General features: G+C 63.2%; 14 protein-coding genes and 1 pseudogene. 2 read left to right on the top strand and 13 right to left on the bottom strand.

Annotated features, from left to right (window positions below; all coding sequences use genetic code 11):
• Nucleotides 1-98: 98 nt before the first annotated feature.
• Nucleotides 99-2084: a cutinase family protein gene (locus ACWDUD_RS24505; protein WP_450110968.1), complete on the bottom strand. Its 1986-nt coding sequence runs from the start codon at nucleotides 2082-2084 to the stop codon at nucleotides 99-101.
• 1023 nt (nucleotides 2085-3107) lie between these two features.
• On the opposite strand from ACWDUD_RS24505, the pseudogene ACWDUD_RS24500 reads away from it, so the two are divergent.
• Nucleotides 3108-3278: pseudogene (locus ACWDUD_RS24500) on the top strand (IS3-like element ISRhosp1 family transposase); the annotation flags it as partial.
• A gap of 107 nt (nucleotides 3279-3385) precedes the next feature.
• Here ACWDUD_RS24500 and ACWDUD_RS24495 read toward each other — a convergent pair.
• The gene (locus ACWDUD_RS24495; protein WP_450110967.1) at nucleotides 3386-5275 is read right to left on the bottom strand and encodes a sensor histidine kinase; all 1890 of its coding nucleotides are present in this window, start codon (nucleotides 5273-5275) and stop codon (nucleotides 3386-3388) included.
• A gap of 814 nt (nucleotides 5276-6089) precedes the next feature.
• Entirely contained in the window at nucleotides 6090-7769 is a 1680-nt protein-coding gene (locus tag ACWDUD_RS24490; RefSeq protein ID WP_450110966.1) for a 4Fe-4S binding protein, read from the bottom strand.
• 408 nt (nucleotides 7770-8177) lie between these two features.
• Here ACWDUD_RS24490 and ACWDUD_RS24485 point away from each other — a divergent pair, with 408 nt between their 5' ends.
• The gene (locus ACWDUD_RS24485) at nucleotides 8178-8609 is read left to right on the top strand and encodes a hypothetical protein (RefSeq protein WP_450110965.1); all 432 of its coding nucleotides are present in this window, start codon (nucleotides 8178-8180) and stop codon (nucleotides 8607-8609) included.
• Here ACWDUD_RS24485 and ACWDUD_RS24480 read toward each other — a convergent pair.
• The 10 genes from ACWDUD_RS24480 to ACWDUD_RS24435 all read right to left on the bottom strand — a co-directional run bounded on the left by ACWDUD_RS24480 (nucleotide 8602) and on the right by ACWDUD_RS24435 (nucleotide 18757).
• Nucleotides 8602-9501 carry an SDR family NAD(P)-dependent oxidoreductase gene (locus ACWDUD_RS24480; RefSeq protein ID WP_450110964.1) on the bottom strand — a complete coding sequence of 300 codons (900 nt, stop codon included), beginning with the start codon at nucleotides 9499-9501 and terminating at the stop codon, nucleotides 8602-8604. The genes ACWDUD_RS24485 and ACWDUD_RS24480 overlap by 8 nt on opposite strands.
• Nucleotides 9502-9532: 31 nt before the next feature.
• On the bottom strand, nucleotides 9533-10702 hold the full coding sequence (locus ACWDUD_RS24475) for an FAS1-like dehydratase domain-containing protein (protein WP_450110963.1): 1170 nt from the start codon (nucleotides 10700-10702) through the stop codon (nucleotides 9533-9535).
• Between the two features lie 2 nt (nucleotides 10703-10704).
• Nucleotides 10705-11601, bottom strand: coding sequence for a MaoC/PaaZ C-terminal domain-containing protein (locus ACWDUD_RS24470; protein ID WP_450110962.1), 897 nt, complete (start codon nucleotides 11599-11601; stop codon nucleotides 10705-10707).
• A complete protein-coding gene (locus ACWDUD_RS24465; RefSeq protein WP_450110961.1) occupies nucleotides 11576-13246 on the bottom strand; it encodes an AMP-binding protein in 1671 nt (556 codons plus the stop codon). Before ACWDUD_RS24465 ends, ACWDUD_RS24470 begins: the two co-directional genes overlap by 26 nt.
• Nucleotides 13213-14427 (bottom strand): thiolase family protein, encoded by a 1215-nt coding sequence (locus ACWDUD_RS24460; RefSeq protein ID WP_450110983.1) that lies wholly within the window; start codon nucleotides 14425-14427, stop codon nucleotides 13213-13215. The genes ACWDUD_RS24465 and ACWDUD_RS24460 overlap by 34 nt, the downstream gene beginning before the upstream one ends.
• A complete protein-coding gene (locus ACWDUD_RS24455; RefSeq protein ID WP_450110960.1) occupies nucleotides 14424-14819 on the bottom strand; it encodes a Zn-ribbon domain-containing OB-fold protein in 396 nt (131 codons plus the stop codon). Before ACWDUD_RS24455 ends, ACWDUD_RS24460 begins: the two co-directional genes overlap by 4 nt.
• A gap of 142 nt (nucleotides 14820-14961) precedes the next feature.
• The gene (locus ACWDUD_RS24450; RefSeq protein WP_450110959.1) at nucleotides 14962-15156 is read right to left on the bottom strand and encodes a ferredoxin; all 195 of its coding nucleotides are present in this window, start codon (nucleotides 15154-15156) and stop codon (nucleotides 14962-14964) included.
• Nucleotides 15157-15186: 30 nt separating this feature from the next.
• Entirely contained in the window at nucleotides 15187-16455 is a 1269-nt protein-coding gene (locus ACWDUD_RS24445) for a cytochrome P450 (protein ID WP_450110958.1), read from the bottom strand.
• A 31-nt stretch (nucleotides 16456-16486) separates the two neighbouring features.
• Nucleotides 16487-18031 carry an acyl-CoA synthetase gene (locus tag ACWDUD_RS24440; RefSeq protein ID WP_450110982.1) on the bottom strand — a complete coding sequence of 515 codons (1545 nt, stop codon included), beginning with the start codon at nucleotides 18029-18031 and terminating at the stop codon, nucleotides 16487-16489.
• 123 nt (nucleotides 18032-18154) lie between these two features.
• Nucleotides 18155-18757, bottom strand: coding sequence for a TetR/AcrR family transcriptional regulator (locus tag ACWDUD_RS24435; protein WP_450110957.1), 603 nt, complete (start codon nucleotides 18755-18757; stop codon nucleotides 18155-18157).
• Nucleotides 18758-18961: the final 204 nt, after the last annotated feature.

Below are 18961 nucleotides of genomic sequence, written 5' to 3'. Positions count from 1 at the left end.
TCTGCGGACGGTCTTCGCGTCACTGCGGGTGTGGTAGCCGCGGTGATTGCATGCGGCGCACCAGGTCCAGCGCGCGGCGGGGTTGTGGGCCCGGGGGCTCATAGGGCATGTCCGATCTGGAGGTTGAGCCAGTCCGCGAGCCACCCGATGGCGTTGCGGCCGGCGTTGTCGACGACGAGGGTGTTGTAGTTCGTGTGGGCGCCGGAGGTGAAAAAGCTCGCGGCGGTCAGTCCTTCGCCGACCAGGGCGGCGAGATCCTCGGCACCCTGTGACCGGGAGAGTTCGATCAGCGAGTTCGACAGTTGCGGCAGATCCACGTTCTGGACCTGGGCAGTGATGCTTGTAGACACCGTGTTTGCTTGCTTGCCCAGCAGTTCAGGTGGGGTCTTGGTGGCCTTACCGGTGAGCATGGTCGTCGCCACGGATGCGAGGTCCAGGCCGACCGGGACGAGTCCGGTCATGGCTGCGCCGGCGCCGAGCGGATCCGGGTGTTGCCCGGGTGAGGGCAGCAGTTTCTCGACGGCTGACCAGGCGATCTCCTGGATCTGACCGACGAGGTTGGCCAGGCGGATGACGTCGACGTTCGCCAGGATCGAGGCGACGAGGGCCGCGATCCGGGTCGCGCCGGACGGATCGGGGATGAGCGCCAGCACCTGCGAGACCCAGTTCAGGTCGACGGCGGCGGCCATCTTCACCAGCGGGGCGAACTGATTGTTCAGCTCGCCGGCGACCTGGTGCGCGCCGTGGGCGTCGAGCGCAGCGACCTTCTGCGGCAGCAGGGTCAGATTGGTGAGGATGCCGGGCACGTCGAGTGCGGTCACACCGGTGACGACATTCAGGACCTGGTTGACCACCACCGTCGGCTTGAGGACCGACAGCACGCTGGTGGCCGAGGTGAGTGCGTCGATGGGGGTTGAGGCGAGCGGGGTGATCTGCGTGTTGAGGGTGTGTGCGGTCGCCGCGAGGGTCTGCATCTCCGAAGCGGTCGATGATAGGTGCAGCGGGTCACCACCGGTCAGTGCGGTGGCGGTTTCGGCGAGGTCGGTGGCGGTGTGGAGCGCTGCTTCGAGGTCGGATTGCGTTGCCCGGGTGAGGACGTCGGAGGCGTTGCGTTCGGCGGAATCGAGTGGTGCGGCTGCGAGATGACTGTTCGCGGCCGGGTTGGCGGCGCCGGAGTCGATCAGGTCCGTCAGTGCCGCAACGGTATTCGCGATCGATGTCGCGGTTGCGGCGACCTGTCGGATGTCGACGGTCGGTGCGGCGAGCAGTTGGCTGAGCGTTGTCGTGTTCGATCCGAGGGTGGGCAGGTCGGCGGCGGAGAAGTCCGAGGTCAGTGCGGTGGCGAGCTGGCTGTGGCCGTCGGCTGTGGTGGTGTCGCTGGTGCTGGGGGTCTTGCTCAGGATCGAGCCGAGGGAGCCGAGGAGCGGGCTCGCTCCCTTCTCGATCGAGCAGTACAGGTCGCCCGGGTCGCAGATCGAGGCGACACGGCCGGAGAGCGCGCCCATCCCTTGCGAGCGGGGGCCGGCGATGCCCTGTCCCGAGGTACGGGGTCCGACGGTCGCCGACCCGTTCGTTCCGGCAGCGGGATCGGCGAGGAGGCCGACAGCGAGCACCCGGTCGGGGTCGACGGGGCCGTTGCCATTGCCGATGTCGGACGCGATGTCGCCCGCGGCGTCGGCGCCCTGCGAATAGCCGACGATCGTGAACTTCGTGTTCGGGCAGGAGTTCGCGATGTTCGTCAGCACCTGCTTGGCTTTGGAGACGGCGTCGGCTTTGCTGTCGGCGTAGGTGTGCCCGTTGTCGAATGCTCGCGCCATGTACGGCAGCGTGTACACCTCTGCCCGGCTGCCGTGCTCGCTCTTGAGCGCGTCTGCGACGGGTTTGAGCATTCCCACCGGCTGAGCGGGGTCGGCGTTCTCGTCGGTCTCCCACGTACCCGGGATGAACAGGTTGAACGTTGCTGCACAACCGGTCGGGGTTGCGTTGGCGATCGTGGGCGCGGTGAGCGTGACGCCGCTGCCGGCGACGGTCGCGGTGGCGATCAGTGCGACCGTGCGGCGGGATCTCGAACGTCTGGCGGACATAGGGCACCTCGATGACCGGAAGGAACACGTGGGTCGTTACATTCACCTACTGCGGGCGTTTCCTCCAAAGGGGGGTCGCTGTCTACGGATCCGTTAATGGCCCCTGACCACCGGCGCTCTGCGTATTCAGGAATCGGGGCTGACGACAGCGAGCTTGGGGGAACGATTGTTGCACTCGTCGAACGCGTGCACCGGGATCGTCGGTACAGGCGTGGACTGTCAGGGGACCGGGTGACTTCAGCGATTGCGGCCCGGTTGCACAATGCGGTTGGTGGCCGGTAGGGGAGAGCGGGTAGGTGGATACGAACTCTCGACGCCTCGACCCGGGCCTTTACCATTGCTGGCGGCGTGTCTGGCTGGCTTCCACCTGATTCGAGCGTATCCGCCACATCTGAGACTCTATAAATTTGTCCCGCATTGCTTTTCGGAGCGCAGCCGATGTAGGGGAGTGGACCTCATCGATGTCGAGAGTGCGGCGAGCTCTGCCCGACGAGCGTTGGCCAAGCGATCCGCGATGTCGGCGGATGATTCGCTGTTGAAGCCAGGGCAGGCGGTGGCGTCTTGCGTCGGCGACAGACCCGGCCAATCGAGCTGACTGATCCACCATTTCAGCAGCCCGCGGCGAAATCATCGCTGGCACCGCAAGCCAAGTCCAACCACAGTGCACCGCAATCTGGTTGATGAAATCGATGATGTCGATCCCGGTCCATCGAATCGTGTCGACCCCCGTCGAGCAGAGCGCACACAATCCTCACGTTTGGCGGTGCCTTGTCGAGGTTGCGAGATCGGGATCTGATCACCCCGCAGAGCGGGGATTCAATCGACGAGAACAGCTGCCGCCGCAGGAGATTAATCGGGCGAGGTGTGGTCGTCGTTGCTGAGCCCGTACGCACACGCGTTGATGAGTCCCTACCTACGGAAGAGTAACCCTCCAGCGCCATTCGCGGCTGTCGGAGGATGCGCTTCGGCGAGGCCGCGGGGGCATGTGCGACCTAAGCCTTCGCTGAGCCTCATCAGGCATCAAGGGAGCGGTTGCATGGACGGAGTTGGACGTCGAAGAGACAAGCGCGGACGGAGCTGGTCGGCCGACTCTACTACAACCAGCGTCGCCGCCATTCTGCCCTCGGATACCCGTCCTCCGTGGGGTTCCAGCGACATCTTCCTTCAAGATCTACGCTGCTGTTTGCTGCATGAAGTCGATGTCCACTTTCGAGGGGCAACCTCAGCGAGGCTTTCGACGATCTGGCCAGCGTTGTGTAAGGGGCAAATTCTCCAGTTGTCGGATGGCGGCAGGAGGACGGTTATGACACTGGCCGTGTGGGACCATGGCCCTCAACGCCAGTGGCGGGGACTGGTGTCGACTGTGTGGGTAGACGACGGGGCTGATCGACGCTGATCCAAGCGATCTCGGGGCTCCTCCCTTGAATCAGCGCCGCCGGCAAGTACACACTTGCGGTCACGCCACACGTCGCGCCGGCGTCTATTGTTGCGCGCAGGCGCACTCGCAGCCCGTGTCGCTGTGCGACGCGCCCTACCACGTACAAGCCCATGTGCCGGGTCGCCTGTGCATCGGTCTCTGCGCCCTCTACGAGCCGGTAGTTAGCCCGTTCCAACTCTTCGGGCGGCATCCCGACTCCTCGATCAACGATCTCGAGCAGCAGTCCTTCCTCCACCGCAGGGAAGACCAGGAATATCACCGATGTTCTCGGATCTGACGCTCGCAGTGAGTTGTCCAGTAGCTCGGTGAGCAGGTGGATCAGGTCATCGACGACAGTCCCGGTCAGGGTTACCGGTGGCACCACCCCCAACCGCACCCGCTCGTAGTTCTCGACCTGTGACACGGACGCCCGCATCACGTCTTCGAGAGGTGTCGCGACCCGGGATGTGCGACGGCTGCGAGTATCGGCCAGCACCAGCAGCGATTCGCCGGTACGTCGCATGCGCGCGGCCAGGTGATCGAGTTCGAACAGGTTCTGCAGCCGATCGGGGTCTCGTTCCTTGAATTCGAGCGCTTCGATTAGTGACAACTGTCGATCAACCAGCGAGCGGTTACGTCGCGCGAGGGTCTCGAGCATGGTGGTGATTTGCCGACGTAGAGCGGCCTGTTCGGTTGCCAACCGCAGTGCCTGGGTATTCATGCCGTCGACAGCGCGGGCGACCTGCCCTATTTCCTCATCGGTTTCGACGCCGATCCGGTCGATCGTCACCGTCGAGGGGTCGGTACCACTGCGGATCATGGTGACCGCAGCGGGTAGGTCGTGGTAGGCCGCGTGAGCGGTGCCGTCGCGCAGTCGGCGAAGTGACGACACCAGTAGTTTGGTGACTGCTAGGGTGACTGTGACCGCGCAGGCGACGGCAACGGCGACGAGGATGGCATTTCGAATCGCCGCCAGTCGTGCGGCGTCGCGGTCCGCGATCAACGTTGTGACGATTTGCTCGATCGAGGCATCGAGCAGTCGATCGCCTGCTTCCACGCTTTTCAGCAGTGATGCGGTCAGATCGGGTGTCCGGGTTGCTGAGGTGGTCGGGCTCAGTAGCAGCGAGTGCCGGTGCTCTGCTTCAGCTCGCAAGTCCGCAAGAGTCTGCTGCTCGTTCTCGGTCCCTCGAAGCGCCCCCAGAGCGGCACGCTCCGAGGCGAACGCGATGTCGAGCAAGTTGCGGCCTTGGTCGGAGTCCGCGACGGTCTGTGTAAACGCGACGGCCTGGTCGAGCGGCATGAGACGCACCTGCCACAGATCCAGCAGCCGTCCGGATTCGTTCAGTGCATTCACATTCTCGGTTTGATTGATCAGAGTGCGCACGGTGTGTTGGACCTGCATGCCGAAGACTCGCATCTGTTCGATTCGCGCCGGCACGGCGGTGCCCGGCATCGAGGCGGAACGGTTCAACTCGCGGCCGTCGGCCAGCAGGCGGGTGACCGCTTCGGCGAACGCAGGGTCGAGGTCATCCCGCAGCGCAAGCTCTTCAAGCGGTTCCGTGTCGTCGACGAAGACCGCATTGGTCCTGTCCAGTATCAGGCCGAACTCGGCGGGCGCGACGGCCGCTCCGACGCTGGTGGCGTACCGCATGATCGCAGGAAGAAGTGCGATTTGTTCGGCGAGTGCTGCGGTGCGAGATGCCCTCTGTACCTCGTTGGCGATCTGTACACCGATGAAGCCGCCCAGCACGATCAGCGGCACGGTGACGATCACGGCTGCCTTTGTGCGTACGCCCCAGTCTCGGGGATGGGTGCGCCGAGATTTGGCCGAGAGCATCACAGGATCGAGCCCTTTCATGGGGTGGGGAGACGAGAACACACCACAGGCGACTCGAATCTGTGACTGTGCCGGATGTCAGCGAATTGAATTGACACACATAACGTTATGCGAACTCGCAAAAAGGTATGCACTGGTCGTCGGGTGGTCAAGATCTAGCGGTTTCGACTGGTAGCGCCTGAGAGGTGATCCAAGATCCCATGCAGGACGACCTTTCGGTCCGAAGGACGGAAAGCGCTGCTTTGATGATCCCTTCATCATCAAAGCAGCGCTCCGGCGGCCCGAGAGCAGGGGGTCACTCGGGGTCTGCCCGCGCCCCCATGGGGCACGCCGCCTCGCCCACACTGCACTCACGCTGCTGGCGGGAGATGAAACCTGCGGTGGTGCCCGAGGGGCAAGCTGTCAACAGGTAGGGCCATCTCGTCTTGGCGACCACATCCACTGTCGATGGTGAATATTGTACCCAATTCTGTTCTATTACATCATTATTCACTTCGGTCGATGTATTGCTGCATTACCTGAACGTTGGTGACCGATACGAGTGATGCCGACAACGCTGTTGCGTTCCCGGACTGTGCCGACAACGGAACACTCTGAGGAGCGTCTGCGTGAAGCAGGTGCTGGGCCACGGTAGTGCGAACACGGTTGCGGGCCAGCACCTGCGCGATGGTCGGCTGTAGGTATCTCGTGCTGCAGCGCGCACCGTCCATATGGGACACGCTCTTATGGACGTTTCTACTTGGCAGAGAGGCTAATGACAGTCCTGTGCGTGGGCCAAGATCGTCGCATTGGAGGTGAACTTCACGCGTGGACGCCCCGATTCTTCACCCATCAGTCGTTCGGCAGCGTCGATACGGGCCCAACCGGCATGATCGATGCGATCGGGTTTGCGCTCAAGGATCAACTGCTCCAGTTGAGCCGTATCGTGGGTTGGTGATTCGAGCGCGCCCGCTACATAGTCGTCGACCAACGAGGCGACGGTTTCCTCTGCGCAGACACGGTTCGTGCCGACTACGCCCCGCGGACCACGCTTTACCCATCCGGTGACGTATGTTCCGCGCAGCGGAGTGTCATCGGAAGTGTGAACTCGCCCGTCGCGATGTGAAACCGTACCTCTCACGGGATCGAACGGCAGATCCGGTACGGCCCGACCGAAGTATCCGATGGAACGAAAAACAAGGCTCGTATCGATGGTCTCAGTGACGCTCGTCGGTCGGGCGCTCGGCTGATTACCCCCGTCCGAAACGAGCTCGTTGCGGACAATTCGTAGTCCTTCGACTGTCCTTTCACCGATTACTTCGGCTGGAGATTGAAGGAAGCGAAGAATGAGCCGTCGATCGGCGGCAGACTCGTGGTGGTCCGCGGCTGCTAGAATCAGGTCTGTCTTGAACTTGACGATCGGGTCGATCGTTTCGCCGGCGGTCGCTGAGGAAGCCGACTCCTCGACCTCATCGGGGATAGCCACAACATCGATGTCAGGGCGTTCACAGAGGGCAAGGAACTCGGGCAGGGTGAATGCGGCCTGCGCAGGGCCGCGCCGTCCCAGAAGGACAACCTCCCGAACAGCGCTCTTACGTAACGCCGCCAGTGCATGGTCGGCAATGTCGGTGTTCGCGAGCCGATCGGGGTCGGTAAGGAGAATTCGGGCAACGTCCAACGCGACGTTTCCGTTGCCGACTACGACAGCGCGTTCACCTGTCAAATCGAACGTGTCGGTCACATGATCGGGGTGGCCATTGTACCAGGCGACGAAATCGCGTGCCGAATGGCTTCCTGGTAGGTCCTCGCCAGCGATTCCCATCTCGCGGTCGCCGTCAGCGCCGACGGCGTAGATGACGGCATGGTGGTACTCGAGAAGCTCAGCGTGTGAGATGTCCGTGCCGACGTTGACACCGAGATGCAACCGGCAACCCGGTCGGGCGGTGTCGAAGGGAAAGGTACGAGAAACCTTCTTGGTATCGGCATGATCTGGAGCAACGCCGAACCGCAACAAGCCATTCGGTGTGAGAAGTCGCTCGAAGACGTTTACTTCGACGCCTCGCAACTGCAGAAGCGCATTCGCTGCGTATCCAGCGGCCGGCCCGGAGCCGACGATGGCGACGCGGAGTCCCTGCGCTCGATCTCGGTTGACCGAACGCGGTCGAAGTGTGGATTCGACCGCGAAGTCCTGTGGGGTTCGGTTGGCGTAGAAAGCCGCATTGATGTCTAGGAAAGTACGGCTTTCCTCTGGAAGCCTGTCTTCCGAGAAGATCGCATCGACCGGGCAGACCGCCACGCACGAGCCGCACTCGATGCATGTTTCAGGGTCGATGTAGAGCATGTCGGAACTACCGAACTCTCGCTCGGCAGGCGTGGGATGGATGCAATCGACAGGACATACGCTCACGCACGATGCGTCGTTGCAGCATTTACCGCTGATAACGTAGGTCATGACGGTGCGCTCGCAGCGTAGGCACTATGGTCCGATGGTGATCTTCTCTCGAGCACAGTCATCTCGGGTGTACTCCTTCGAGCGTTTCTGTCAACTTGTTTGGGATGCAGCAGTTGTGGGGACGCGTAATGCATCGCGCAGGACGGTCGTCCAGGCGTTAGGGGTTCGTTCGGAGACGTGAGCGCACGCCTGAGGTCGGGTGAATATCCGGTTCGGTGATCAGGACCGTCCGTGGGGGACTCTCCTGGTTCAGGAGCGTGCCGAAGAACGTGGATGCCGCCCTCGTGCCATGCTTCGGTTTCTCGTTCGGTCGTGAGTAGTTCGACCTCACGGAACGACAGTGTGAATGGTGGTAGAGCCATATGTAGTAGGAAATGATCTTCGACGGAAACCGGAACCCTTGGCACGTTGACGACACCACCGGAACGTCCCCGATCGGACGATCTCAACAACGTGCAGTGCCGGCAAGAGCAGCATGTCACCGGCGGCGATCTGCGAGTTCTCGAAGGCGGGAAAGGGCGTGCCAATCGCGCGGCGATCCGAGTTGAGGACGAAGTGCGGCATGCTTGTTCTGTGACGCCCTCCCTGGTGCTCGACACCGGGTGGCAGGTCATCGCGCGCGAGGACGGCCATCGCATCGAATCAGCACGCCAGTGCCCCGGCGGTGCACAGTATCGCGGTGCTGCCACCCGCACCACAGCTTGGTTCGATCTCATCATCGCTCCAGCCGGACGAGGTTCGGATGAGTGTGTGAGTGAACTGACGGGCATGTCGAGACTCAGCTGGTGCAGACTCGGGCCTGTCGTCGCATCGGCCGGGTGGCAGCGTGGCGTTACCTGATGAGGCCGGTCTTGCGGTCGGCCTTCGAAGGCAGTCCGAGGTCGGCTACGGCCTTCGCGAACTGGTCCGGTTCCCACCGGACGTCCTTCTTGAGCTGCCACGCGTCATCGAGCGACCACGGTGACACCCGGTGCACGACACCGCCGTAGACCACGAACACCTCGCCGTTGATCTCGCAGGTATCGGACAGCAGGTATGCCAGCCAGGGGGAGCAGTTGCCTGGGTGCATCGGTGCATTCGGGTCCGTGATCTCGGTGGCACCGACCTGGGCAGTCAGCCGAGTCGCTGCGCGGGGGGCGATAGCGTTCACTCGGATGCCGTACCGCTTGAGCTCGCGTGACCACACCTCGGTCAGTGATGCGACGCCGGCTTTCGCAGCCGCATAATTGCTCTGACCGGCATTGCCGAACAATCCCGACTCACTGGTGGTGTTGACGATCGAGCCCACCACCGGGTTTCCGGCCTTGGACTGTGCGCGCCAGTAGCGGGCGGCAGCGCGGCCCGGGTAGAAGGTGCCGCCCAGGCCGACGCGGATCGATGATTCCCACTGCTCGTCGTCGAGATTGAACACCATGCCGTCGCGCAGAATGCCGGCATTGTTGACCAGGCCGTCGAGCTTGCCGAAGTTGTCGATCGCCGTTTGGATGAGGTTGTCGGCGCCTGCGGGGGACGCGACGTCGTCGGTATTGGCGATCGCCTCACCACCGGCGGCTTTGATTTCTGCCACGACGCTGGCGGCGGGTGCCGATTCCGATCCTGCTCCGTCGGTGGAACTTCCCAGGTCGTTGACGATGACCTTCGCGCCTTCGGCAGCGAACAGCAGCGCGTGTTCACGACCGATTCCGCGTCCGGCTCCGGTGACGATGATGACGCGATCTTCCAGGATTCCCATGTTCTTTCTTTCTGTGAGTGTGACAGGTTCTCTAGGTGGGCGGCAGTCGACGATCGAGGGGGCGGTCGCCGCCTCGTGTCGGCAGGGCGATGGTGGCCGTGCCCGGCATGACGTTCTGCCCCCGCTGGTTGACCGCCCAGGTTTCGACGCTGACGAGGTGGTCGCCATTGGTGGCGATCGACTTGTCGGTAACCCGGCCGCCGAGACGGATGACGTCGGACAGGAATACGAAGCCGCGGTACTGGGACTGTGCACGGCACAGCCAGCCGTCGTCGCCCATCCAGTTCGTCAGCAGGTGGCCCTGCCAGCAGGTGCGTTGCACGCCGACGTCGTAGGACGCGGCCACCCCCATCGCCCGTGCCGCATTGTGGTTGTAATGCACGGCGTAGATCGGTTCCTTGGCGCCGGTGTCCGGATCGCGGAACGACCATGCCGGGCGTTGGGCGTATTGCTCCAGCGAGGCGCGATTGGCTGCGAGACGCGGGATCGGCGCCGCGCCCGACGCGACGAAGGCGATCTCGTCGGTGAGGCCGAGCGGCCCCTTGGTGACCTCGTCGAGTTCGTCGCCGACTTGAACGTCGTCCCACCACTGTGGCTCGGCGCCGCGCGGACGTTCATTCAGCACTGCAGCCTCGATTTCGGCGATCTCGTCCGCGGTCCACGGATGGGGAAGTTCTACCGGGCGCTTGTCGGCCCGTGACTTCGCTTCGCCGCGTTCGTAGCGGACGCAGGTTGCGAGGGTCTCGAAGACCAGTTCACCGCGCTGGTTGCGGTATTCGTGCCGGAACCGGTCCACCACGGATCGCCCGGCGAACTTACTCGGCATAGGGCCGTCGAAACCTTCGTAGATGCACCGCGGCTCGATGCGATCGCCGAGCAGGACCGGTTGATGGAAGGTGAGGTCGCTGCCGGAGTGGAATGCGCCCAGGCCCGGCCAGCCGAACTGAACTCCGGAGAAGCAGCAGTACGACCAGGTCGGCGGCGCCACCAGTCCGCCGTACCTGGTGGATGCGGCATACTCAGGGTCACACCATAGCGGGTTGGTGTCGCCGATGCCTTCGGCGAACCGGAGGATGGTCCATCGGTTGGCCTGGTCATTGTTGCGAGACTCGTCGATGCGAAGCTTCATCCCGCTCTTGGCTCGCATCGAGTCGATCAACTCGTCGGTCATACGCGCTTCTACCATGCGCGTGGTGCTCATTGTCATTCTCCTGTCCATGTGGTAAGCGCTTGAGACAGAACAATGTTGGTGCGTTGTGTCTCTGCAACCACGACGGCGGTTCCCGGACCGGTGCGCCAGATCTTGGTGACGATGGTGTCGCCGAGTTCGACGCGGTCGGCGAAGCGACCCTGGAGCGACCGGAAGCGCGCCGGATCGCTGCCGCACACGGAGTGGAGAATGGCGCGACCGACGATCCCGTATGTGCATAGGCCGTGCAGGAAGGGGGCCTCGAACCCGGCGCTGCGTGCGAACTCCGGATCGATATGGATGGGGTTGCGGTCGCCGCTCAACCGATAGATCGCCGCCTGCTCGGGCCGCGTTTCGAACTCGACGACGTGGTCGGGGTCCCGGTCGGGGGGTGCGTTGAGGCCGGTGGTCGACGGTCCGCGCTCGCCACCGAAGCCGCCGGCTCCGCGGACAAAGATCGACATGCCCTCTGTGAACAGCGGACCGTCCTCATCGGACACCGTGGTTTCGGTGTCAATGACGGCGGCACTGCCCTTGTCCCAGATCGCGGTGATTCGGCCGATGGCCGTCGCGGTGGCTTCCGCAGGTAGCTCCCGGTGCACCTCGATCGATTGGGCGCCGTGCAGAATCTTCGAGAAGTCCAGCTTTATACCAGCTTTGGCGATTGCGGCGCCGCCGGCTCCGCCGCGAATGGAAGCGAACGTCGGGAAGACCTTCGGGCCGCGTCCTTCGTAAAGGAAGTCGAGTTCGCGGTCGGGGCGGGCGCCGATACCGCAGGCGTAGAGCAGGACGTCTTTCTTCGTCCATCGAACGGGGATCGGGTCGGAGACGGTACCGGCCAGTGTGCCGCTCAGCGGCGCCGTTGTGGTCATTGATGTTGTTCCTTTATCCAGAAGTAGGCCCGGCCGCACGACTCAGTCGTTCCATTGCCAGTGTTCGGATGGCCGGGTAGTCGGCCTTGCCGTTCGGCGCGCGTCCGACGGAATCGACGCGAACGACGTTCCTGGGCGCCTTGTAGGAGGCCAGGGTGCTTTTGACGTGGTGGATGAGCTCCTGGTCGGTGATCGAGTCATCGGTCTCGACAACCGCCGTGACGACATTCCCGAAGCGTTCGTCGGGTGTCCCCACGACCAGGGCATCCTTCACTGCCGCATGCGATTTGAGGGCTTCTTCGACTTCCTCGGCGAAGACCTTCTCGCCGCCGGTGTTGATGCATTGGGAGCCGCGGCCGAGTAGGCGGACCGTGCCGTCGGATTCGACGGTCGCGAAGTCGCCGGCCACGGTGTATCGGCGCCCGTCCAGGACGATGAAGGTCTGCGCTGTCCGCTCGGGGTCCTTGTGGTACCCGAGCGCACCGCCGGGGATCGCGATGCGGCCGACGACACCGGAGCCGGCAACTACGTCCCGGTTGTCGGCGTCGATCACTCGGACGCCGGGGGCCAGCTCGAAGACACCGGTGTCGAAGTCCGATCCGGCTTCCGAGACGAGGGTTCCCGCACCGCCGTTCTCCGTCGAGCCGAGTTGGTCCAGGATCGTGAGCCCGGGAATGGCTTTCATGAGCCCGCGCTTGACCGGTTCGCTGAACATAGCACCCGCTGAGATCACTCGGTGCAGGCCGGCTAGCTGCCACCGGCCGGGGTGGGTCGTCAGCGCATCGAGCATCGGACGGGCGAAGGCATCGCCGACGATGCAGATCTGCGCGACCTCGTCGCGTGCTGCGGTATCCCAGAGCTCGAGCGGATCAAAGCGGCGGCCCGGCAGTAGCGACACCGCACCCCCGGTCAGTAGCCCTTGGAGCGCGGCCAACGTTCCGGTGCCGTGCATGAGCGGCGGCGCGACGAGGATCGTGTCGCCACGTGTACGGGTAGCGAGTTCGCTGATCAACTCACTTCGCTCGGTGGGAGCGAAACGCATCGGTAAGACGAGTAACTGGCGCTGTTTGACCATGACACCTTTGGGCATTCCAGTGGTCCCACCGGTGTAGATGAAGATCAGGTCGTCCGCCGAGCGTGGCCACGGTGCGGGGGAGACCGGAGCGGCAGCGGCGTTGTCGTACGAGATCGCCCAGGGCGGACATTCGCCGTGACCGTCATCGACCCAGATCCACTGCTTGACGGTGGGAACCTGGTGTCGGATGCGATCGACCGACTCGGTGAACGCGCTGTGGAAGACAACGGCCGCCGCATCGGCATTGGTCCACAAGTAGACCAGTTCGGCATCGCGGTACCGGAAATTGGTGTTGACCGGGACCAGCGAGACCTTGGTCGCAGCGATGAACGACTCGAGATACTCGGGTGCGTTGTACATGTACAGCGCGACGCGGTCCTGGCGTTCGAGCCCGGCGTCTACCAGTGTCGCGGCCACGCCATCGGCCCGACTGTTCAACGTCGCCCAGGTCACCGTGTGCTCGCCCTGCGAGACTGCGACTCGGTTCGGGATCGCCTCTGCTACGGCCTCACTGATGTCCGCGACATTCCACCAGTCTTGAGTCCGGCGGTTCGTGGGAGTAGACATGCCAGTCCCTAGGCGGCTTTTTCGAGGATGTGGATGCCGCACGCTGATCCGAGGCCGATGACATGCGCCAGGCCCACCGTGGCGTTCTCGATCTGGCGATCGCCGGCTTCGCCACGCAGATGGTGGCAGACCTCCCAGATGTTGGCGATCCCGGTAGCTGCGATTGGGTGACCTTTGGACTGCAGTCCGCCCGAGACATTGACAGGCAGCGAACCGGTTCGCCAGGTGGCTCCGGACTCGAAGAACGACACCGCTTCACCCGGCTCACACAGCATCAGGTTGTCGTAGTGAACGAGTTCGGCCGTTGCGAAGCAGTCATGCAGTTCCACCAGGTCCAGATCGCTGGGCGTAACCCCTGCACTCTCGTAGGCCTGGATCGCGGCGTTGCGGGTCAGGGTGTTGACATTGGGCAGCACCTGGCAGCCCTCTTCCCACGGGTCACTGGTCAGGACCGAAGCAGAGATCTTCACGGCGCGGCGGCGTTGGTCCGGATCAAGGGTGCGCAGTTTCTCATCGGAGACCACCACCGCTGCTGCGGCGCCGTCGCAGTTCGCTGAGCACATCGATCGCGTGTTCGGATACGAGATCATGACGTCATTCATGATCTGTTCGAGGCTCATCTCCTTCTGATAGGCCGCGAGCGGATTCAGTACCGAGTGCGCGTGGTTTTTCTCCGCGATCCGTGCGAACAGTTCCAGCGGATTGCCGGCGTATGGATGCTTGTAGAGGTATTCCATGCCGATCTGCGCGAAGGTACCGGGCATGTTTGTGGTGCCGATGATGCCATCGGTGGCCATCACCGACCCGTGCCGACCCCGGGGCGTGAAGACCTTTCGGTCGGACTTCGGCTTGCCTCCGCCGCCGCCCAAGAGTCCGGCGCCGGCGAGCTTCTCGGCGCCGACCGCCAGCCCGTAGTCGGCCTCGCCCGCCTTGATCGCCATGATCGCCGTGCGCAGGGCCGTCGCGCCGGTCGCGCAGGCATTGGCGACGTTGATCACAGGGATGCCGGTCTGGCCGATCTGCTTCTGCACTTGCTGGCCGATCTGGCCGCCGGCAGTGAGATTGCCGGCAGTGAAAATGTCAATGTCCTGCATCGTTACGCCGGCGTCCGCCAACGCGGCCATCGCCGCTTCGCTCGCCAGGTCGATTACATCGAGTTCGGGGTACTTGCCGAACTTCGTCATGTGGATTCCGAGAATCCAGACATCTCCGCTCGCCATCAGTCGGCCTCCACTGGTTCGAATCCGAAGCCGATAGCTTCGGTGCCGTCGTCATCCACACCCAACACACTGGTTACAAGGCGGACCTTCATGCTGAGGTGGACACGGTCGGGATCGACATTGACGATATTGGCGCGCACGCTGGTGCCGTCGCAGTCGACCACGCCTGCCACGAACGGGACGGGAACTCCCGGTCGGGCGAAGGTGACAACGGTGAAAGTGGTGAGTACGCCATCGGTGGCGATGTCTGTGGACTTGAATTCTGTTGCACCACAACTGGCGCACGCATTGCGGTAGTCAAAGAATCGGGCTGCACACTCTACGCAACTCTGGGCGCTCAGGTGAGGGCGATCGCCTAGCTTCAAGTACGCAACCACAGGGACTTGTTTTGGCATGGGTTGCCTTCATTTTCTTGTGGGAAAGTGGAGAGGGTGATACTCGGGCAGGGCCCGGTCGGGACGAATTCGAGCAGGGTGAGGAAAGGGAATTCGGAAACACGCTGCCCGAGGATTTCGGCGCGCGATGTGAGCGAGGGGATCAGTCCCGCTGGAGACGGATCGCCAGGGTCGGGCACGATGAGACGGCCGTTTCGACCGCTGCCAGTTCAGCTGGCGCCACATCGGACTTGATGATTTCGACCAGTCCGTCGTCGGTCACTGTGAAGTGTGACGGTGCTGCTCCTTCGCAGAGTCCGTTGCCTTGGCATTTTCCGTAGTCGGCTGTGATCTGCATTGTTCTCTTCCCGGCTGTGGTGAGCCTGGTTCAGGAGGTGGCGAGCTTCCACCGGATCGGCAGGTGCTTGACGCCGCCGATATGCGTGGTGCGGATGCGCTCTGCTTCACCTGCCAGCTCGATGTGCTCGAGCCGGGGGATCAGCTCCTCCAGCAGGACCTTGATCTCCATCTGGGCCAGTGACGATCCCATGCAGAAGTGCTCGCCGATGCCGAAGCCGAGATGGGGATTGTGCTCTCGGTCGATCCGGAAGGTGAAGGGATCGTCGAAGACGGTCTCGTCGCGGTTTCCCGACGGGTAGTAGAGCGCTACGACGTCGCCTGCCTTGATGGAACGTCCGCCGAGCTCGGAGTCCTCGGTCGCGGTCCGTGCGAAGTGTGCGACAGGAGTGGCCCACCGGACGAACTCTTTGGTGGCCAGAGGTGCGAGCGACGGTGACTCTCGCAGCAGGGCCAACTGATCGGGATTCTCCAGCAACGCGAGCATGCCGCCGGCCAGTGTATTGCGGGTGGTGTCGTGGCCCGCGGTCGCGATGATCAGCAGATAGATCATCGCGACCATGTCGTCGAGCGGTTCGCCGTTGATCTCGCCGTTGACGATCACGCTGGCCAGATCTTCGGTCGGTTGCGCACGCCGCTTGGCGATCAGATCCAGCAGGTAGGGGGCGAAGGTCTCCCAACGGGTTCCCGATACCACACTGGCCTCGACTTCGGGCGAGTCGTCCTTGCGATCATCGGCAGCGAACTCGGGATCATCTACCGCGAGAACGGAGTTCGTCATATTCAGAACGATTTGTTCATCCTCGCGGGGGATGCCCAGCAGCTGGCTGATCATCCGCAACGGGTGCCATGCGACGAAATCGTCGACGAAATCGAACTCCTGCTCGCCGGTAAGGCCGTCGAGCAGCTCTCGGGTAATCTCGCGGACGCGATTCTCCAGCTCGGCGAGCACTCGCGGACGGAAGTAGGGCTGGACCAGGTTGCGGTACTCGCGATGCAGGGGCGGGTCGGTGTTCAATACCGTCGGCGGCTGGAGATCGCGAGGAATCTCGTTGGCCTGTGCCGCACGAGGCTGGATGGCCATGGTTCCGGAGGAGCTGAAGAGGTGGGGATTGGTGGACACCGTTGTGATGTCGGCGTGCCGGGTCACTGCCCAGAAGGGGGTGAACCCTTCAGGCTCGCACCAGTGCACGGGGGATTTGTGGCGGAGTTCGGTCCACACGTGGTGTGGATAGCCGCGCTCGAAGGCGGCGGGGTCCACCATGTCGGAGATATCGATGTCGGGCTGTTCGGTTGTCACGTGTTGCTCCTCGATGTTGTTCGAGAGTGCCTTAGGTGCCAGCGTTCTCGGAAGCAGTGAGATACCGGTCGCGGACTGCGCGCCGAAGCAGTTTTCCGGTTGGCAGGCGGGGAAGTTCGTCGATGAAGTCGATCGTTCGGGGCTGCTTCACGCGGGCGAGTCGGCCGGCGCAGAATTCCAGGAGATCGGCCGCGAGTGCGTCGCTCGGGGCGACGCCCGGCGCCAGCTGGACCACGGCCTTGACCTGCTGGCCCATCTCCTCGTGCGGGAGTCCGATGACGGCGACGTCCTCCACCGATTCGTGTGCGCCCAAAGCTTCCTCGATTTCTCGGGGATAGACGTTGACCCCGCCGACGATGATCAAGTCGGTGCGGCGGTCGGAGAGATAGAGATAGCCGTCGGCATCGAGCCAACCGATATCGCCGACGGTGCTCCATCCGGCCGCATTGAACGCGCTGGCCGTCTTCGTCGGATCGCCGTGGTAGTTGAACCGCACCGGGCTGTCGATCCAGATCTGTCCGACCTCGCCGGGGCCGAGTTCATTGCCTTCGCCGTCGAGAATGTGCGGGACGCCCAGCAGCGGCTTTCCGACCGATCCGCGGTGGGAGAGCCAACCCGGGGTGTCGATCGTGAAGAAGCACGTACCTTCGCTGAAGCCGTAGTACTCGTGGACGATCGGCCCGAGCCAGTCGATGATCTTCTCTTTCGCATCCGGCGGGCAGGGTGCGCCGGCGTGCACGACGTACTGCAGGCTTGACAGGTCGTACTGCGCCCGGACCTCCTCAGGCAGTTTGAGCATGCGCAGGAGCATCGTCGGAACGAACTGGGCATGCGTCACCCGGTGCCGTTCGATCAGGGCCAACGCCTGCTCAGCGTCGAAGTGATTCATCACCACGACAGTTGCTCCCAACTCCTGCGCAGCGATTGACCAGCCGAGCGGCGCGGAGTGGTAGAGCGGAGCCGGACACAAGTAGGTGGATGACTCCCCGAGCCCCGTGGACCCATTGAGCAGTCGAGCCATGGGCTGGGTTTCGCCGAAGGGCGTTCCCGGCAAACCGGGCTTGATGCCTTTCGGCCTGCCCGTGGTGCCGGAGGAGTAAAGCATTAGCGCGCCCTGACTTTCGTCGGGAATCGGCTCGGCGGGATGCTGCTCGATGCATTCGTCGTAGGAGTCGAGACCGCTCCGCGATTCGCCGACCAGCAAGACCGCCAACTCGGGGCGATCCACCGAATCGATGATCTCCCGTGCGGTATCGACGAGTTCGCTCGAGACCACAAGCGCGCGGGCTTCGCTGTTGCTGACGATGTATGTCGCCTCCGCAGCAGTGAGATGCCAGTTGACAGGCACCAAATACAGCCCCGAGCGCATGGCCGACCACGCCACGTTCAAGTAGCGGGCACTGTTCGTCATGAGCACGGCGACGACGTCACCGCGGGTCAGACCGGCCGCCCGCCAAAGCTGAGCGAGCTGATTTGACTCGTGGTCGAGCTGTTGGAAGGTCGTCACCGCGCCCGTCGCGCCGTCGATCGCTGCGGCCTTGTCCGGCGATCGACGCGCCATCTCATTGAGGTGCATGTCGATCACCGGCCTTGAAGGTCGCCACGGCTCGACAGATACCTGATTTGTCATTCGCCATGACCTAGAACATACAGTTGTGTATGTAGTGAGTCAATGCACAACTGTATGGTCGTGGACTGGCTAGACGCTCTCGGTGGGGCCTTCTAGGGATCCGTCGCCCGCGCTGCGCACGACGGTGTCGTACACGTCCACCACGGCTCGGCGTCGCTGGCGATCCGGGCCTTCTACCACCTGCAGGCCGGCGTACAGTGCGACACCCATGTCTGCGAGGGTGGTGGCTGTGGTCGTGTCGACTCCGAGTTCCTCGAAAACCCGGACGAGCTGGGCCTGACGGAACTTATCCACCCGGCGTTGCGCCTCGGCGACATGAGAATCCTCGTAGGACCATCCTCGAATCGCCCGCTCGGCACGGTGTTGGGCCGAGATCGCGGACAGTTTGAGGGCCCTTACATAGCTGTCGGCCTGCGCCGATTTGGCATCCTCGGCCCGGGTGTAGACATCGGCTTCCCAGTGTGCGATCAGTGCCTTCCTGAACATGGGGCCACTGGAGAAGTGGTGATAGAACGAGCCTCTGGTGACGCCGATGCGCTCGCAGATGTTGGTCGTGGTGAGTTTGCGGGGGCCCTCCTCGGCCAGTATGGCCATGCCTGCAGCGAAGTAATCGCTCCGGCTGAGGCGGCCGTCGTCCGAGCTGGAGCGGCGTCGAGAGTTCTGTGTCGTCATAACCGCCAAGTATGGCACCGCACAGACGGCCGGAGCTGTCTCCATCCGCGGCGACGGGAGGTCGACGAAGTGCGAGTCGTTCCCGGACGGTGAACTGAACATACAGAAGTGTATTGACCTACGACATACAACATCGTATGGTCAACATCAATGTGATCTGGCCGGCGTCTCGCGGCACGACTGATGCATATCCTCGAGCAGAAC

This window comes from Rhodococcus sp. NPDC003382 (assembly GCF_053589135.1).
Note: the sequence above shows the minus strand (reverse complement) of the source record. Positions and strands in the feature narration are given on the sequence as shown.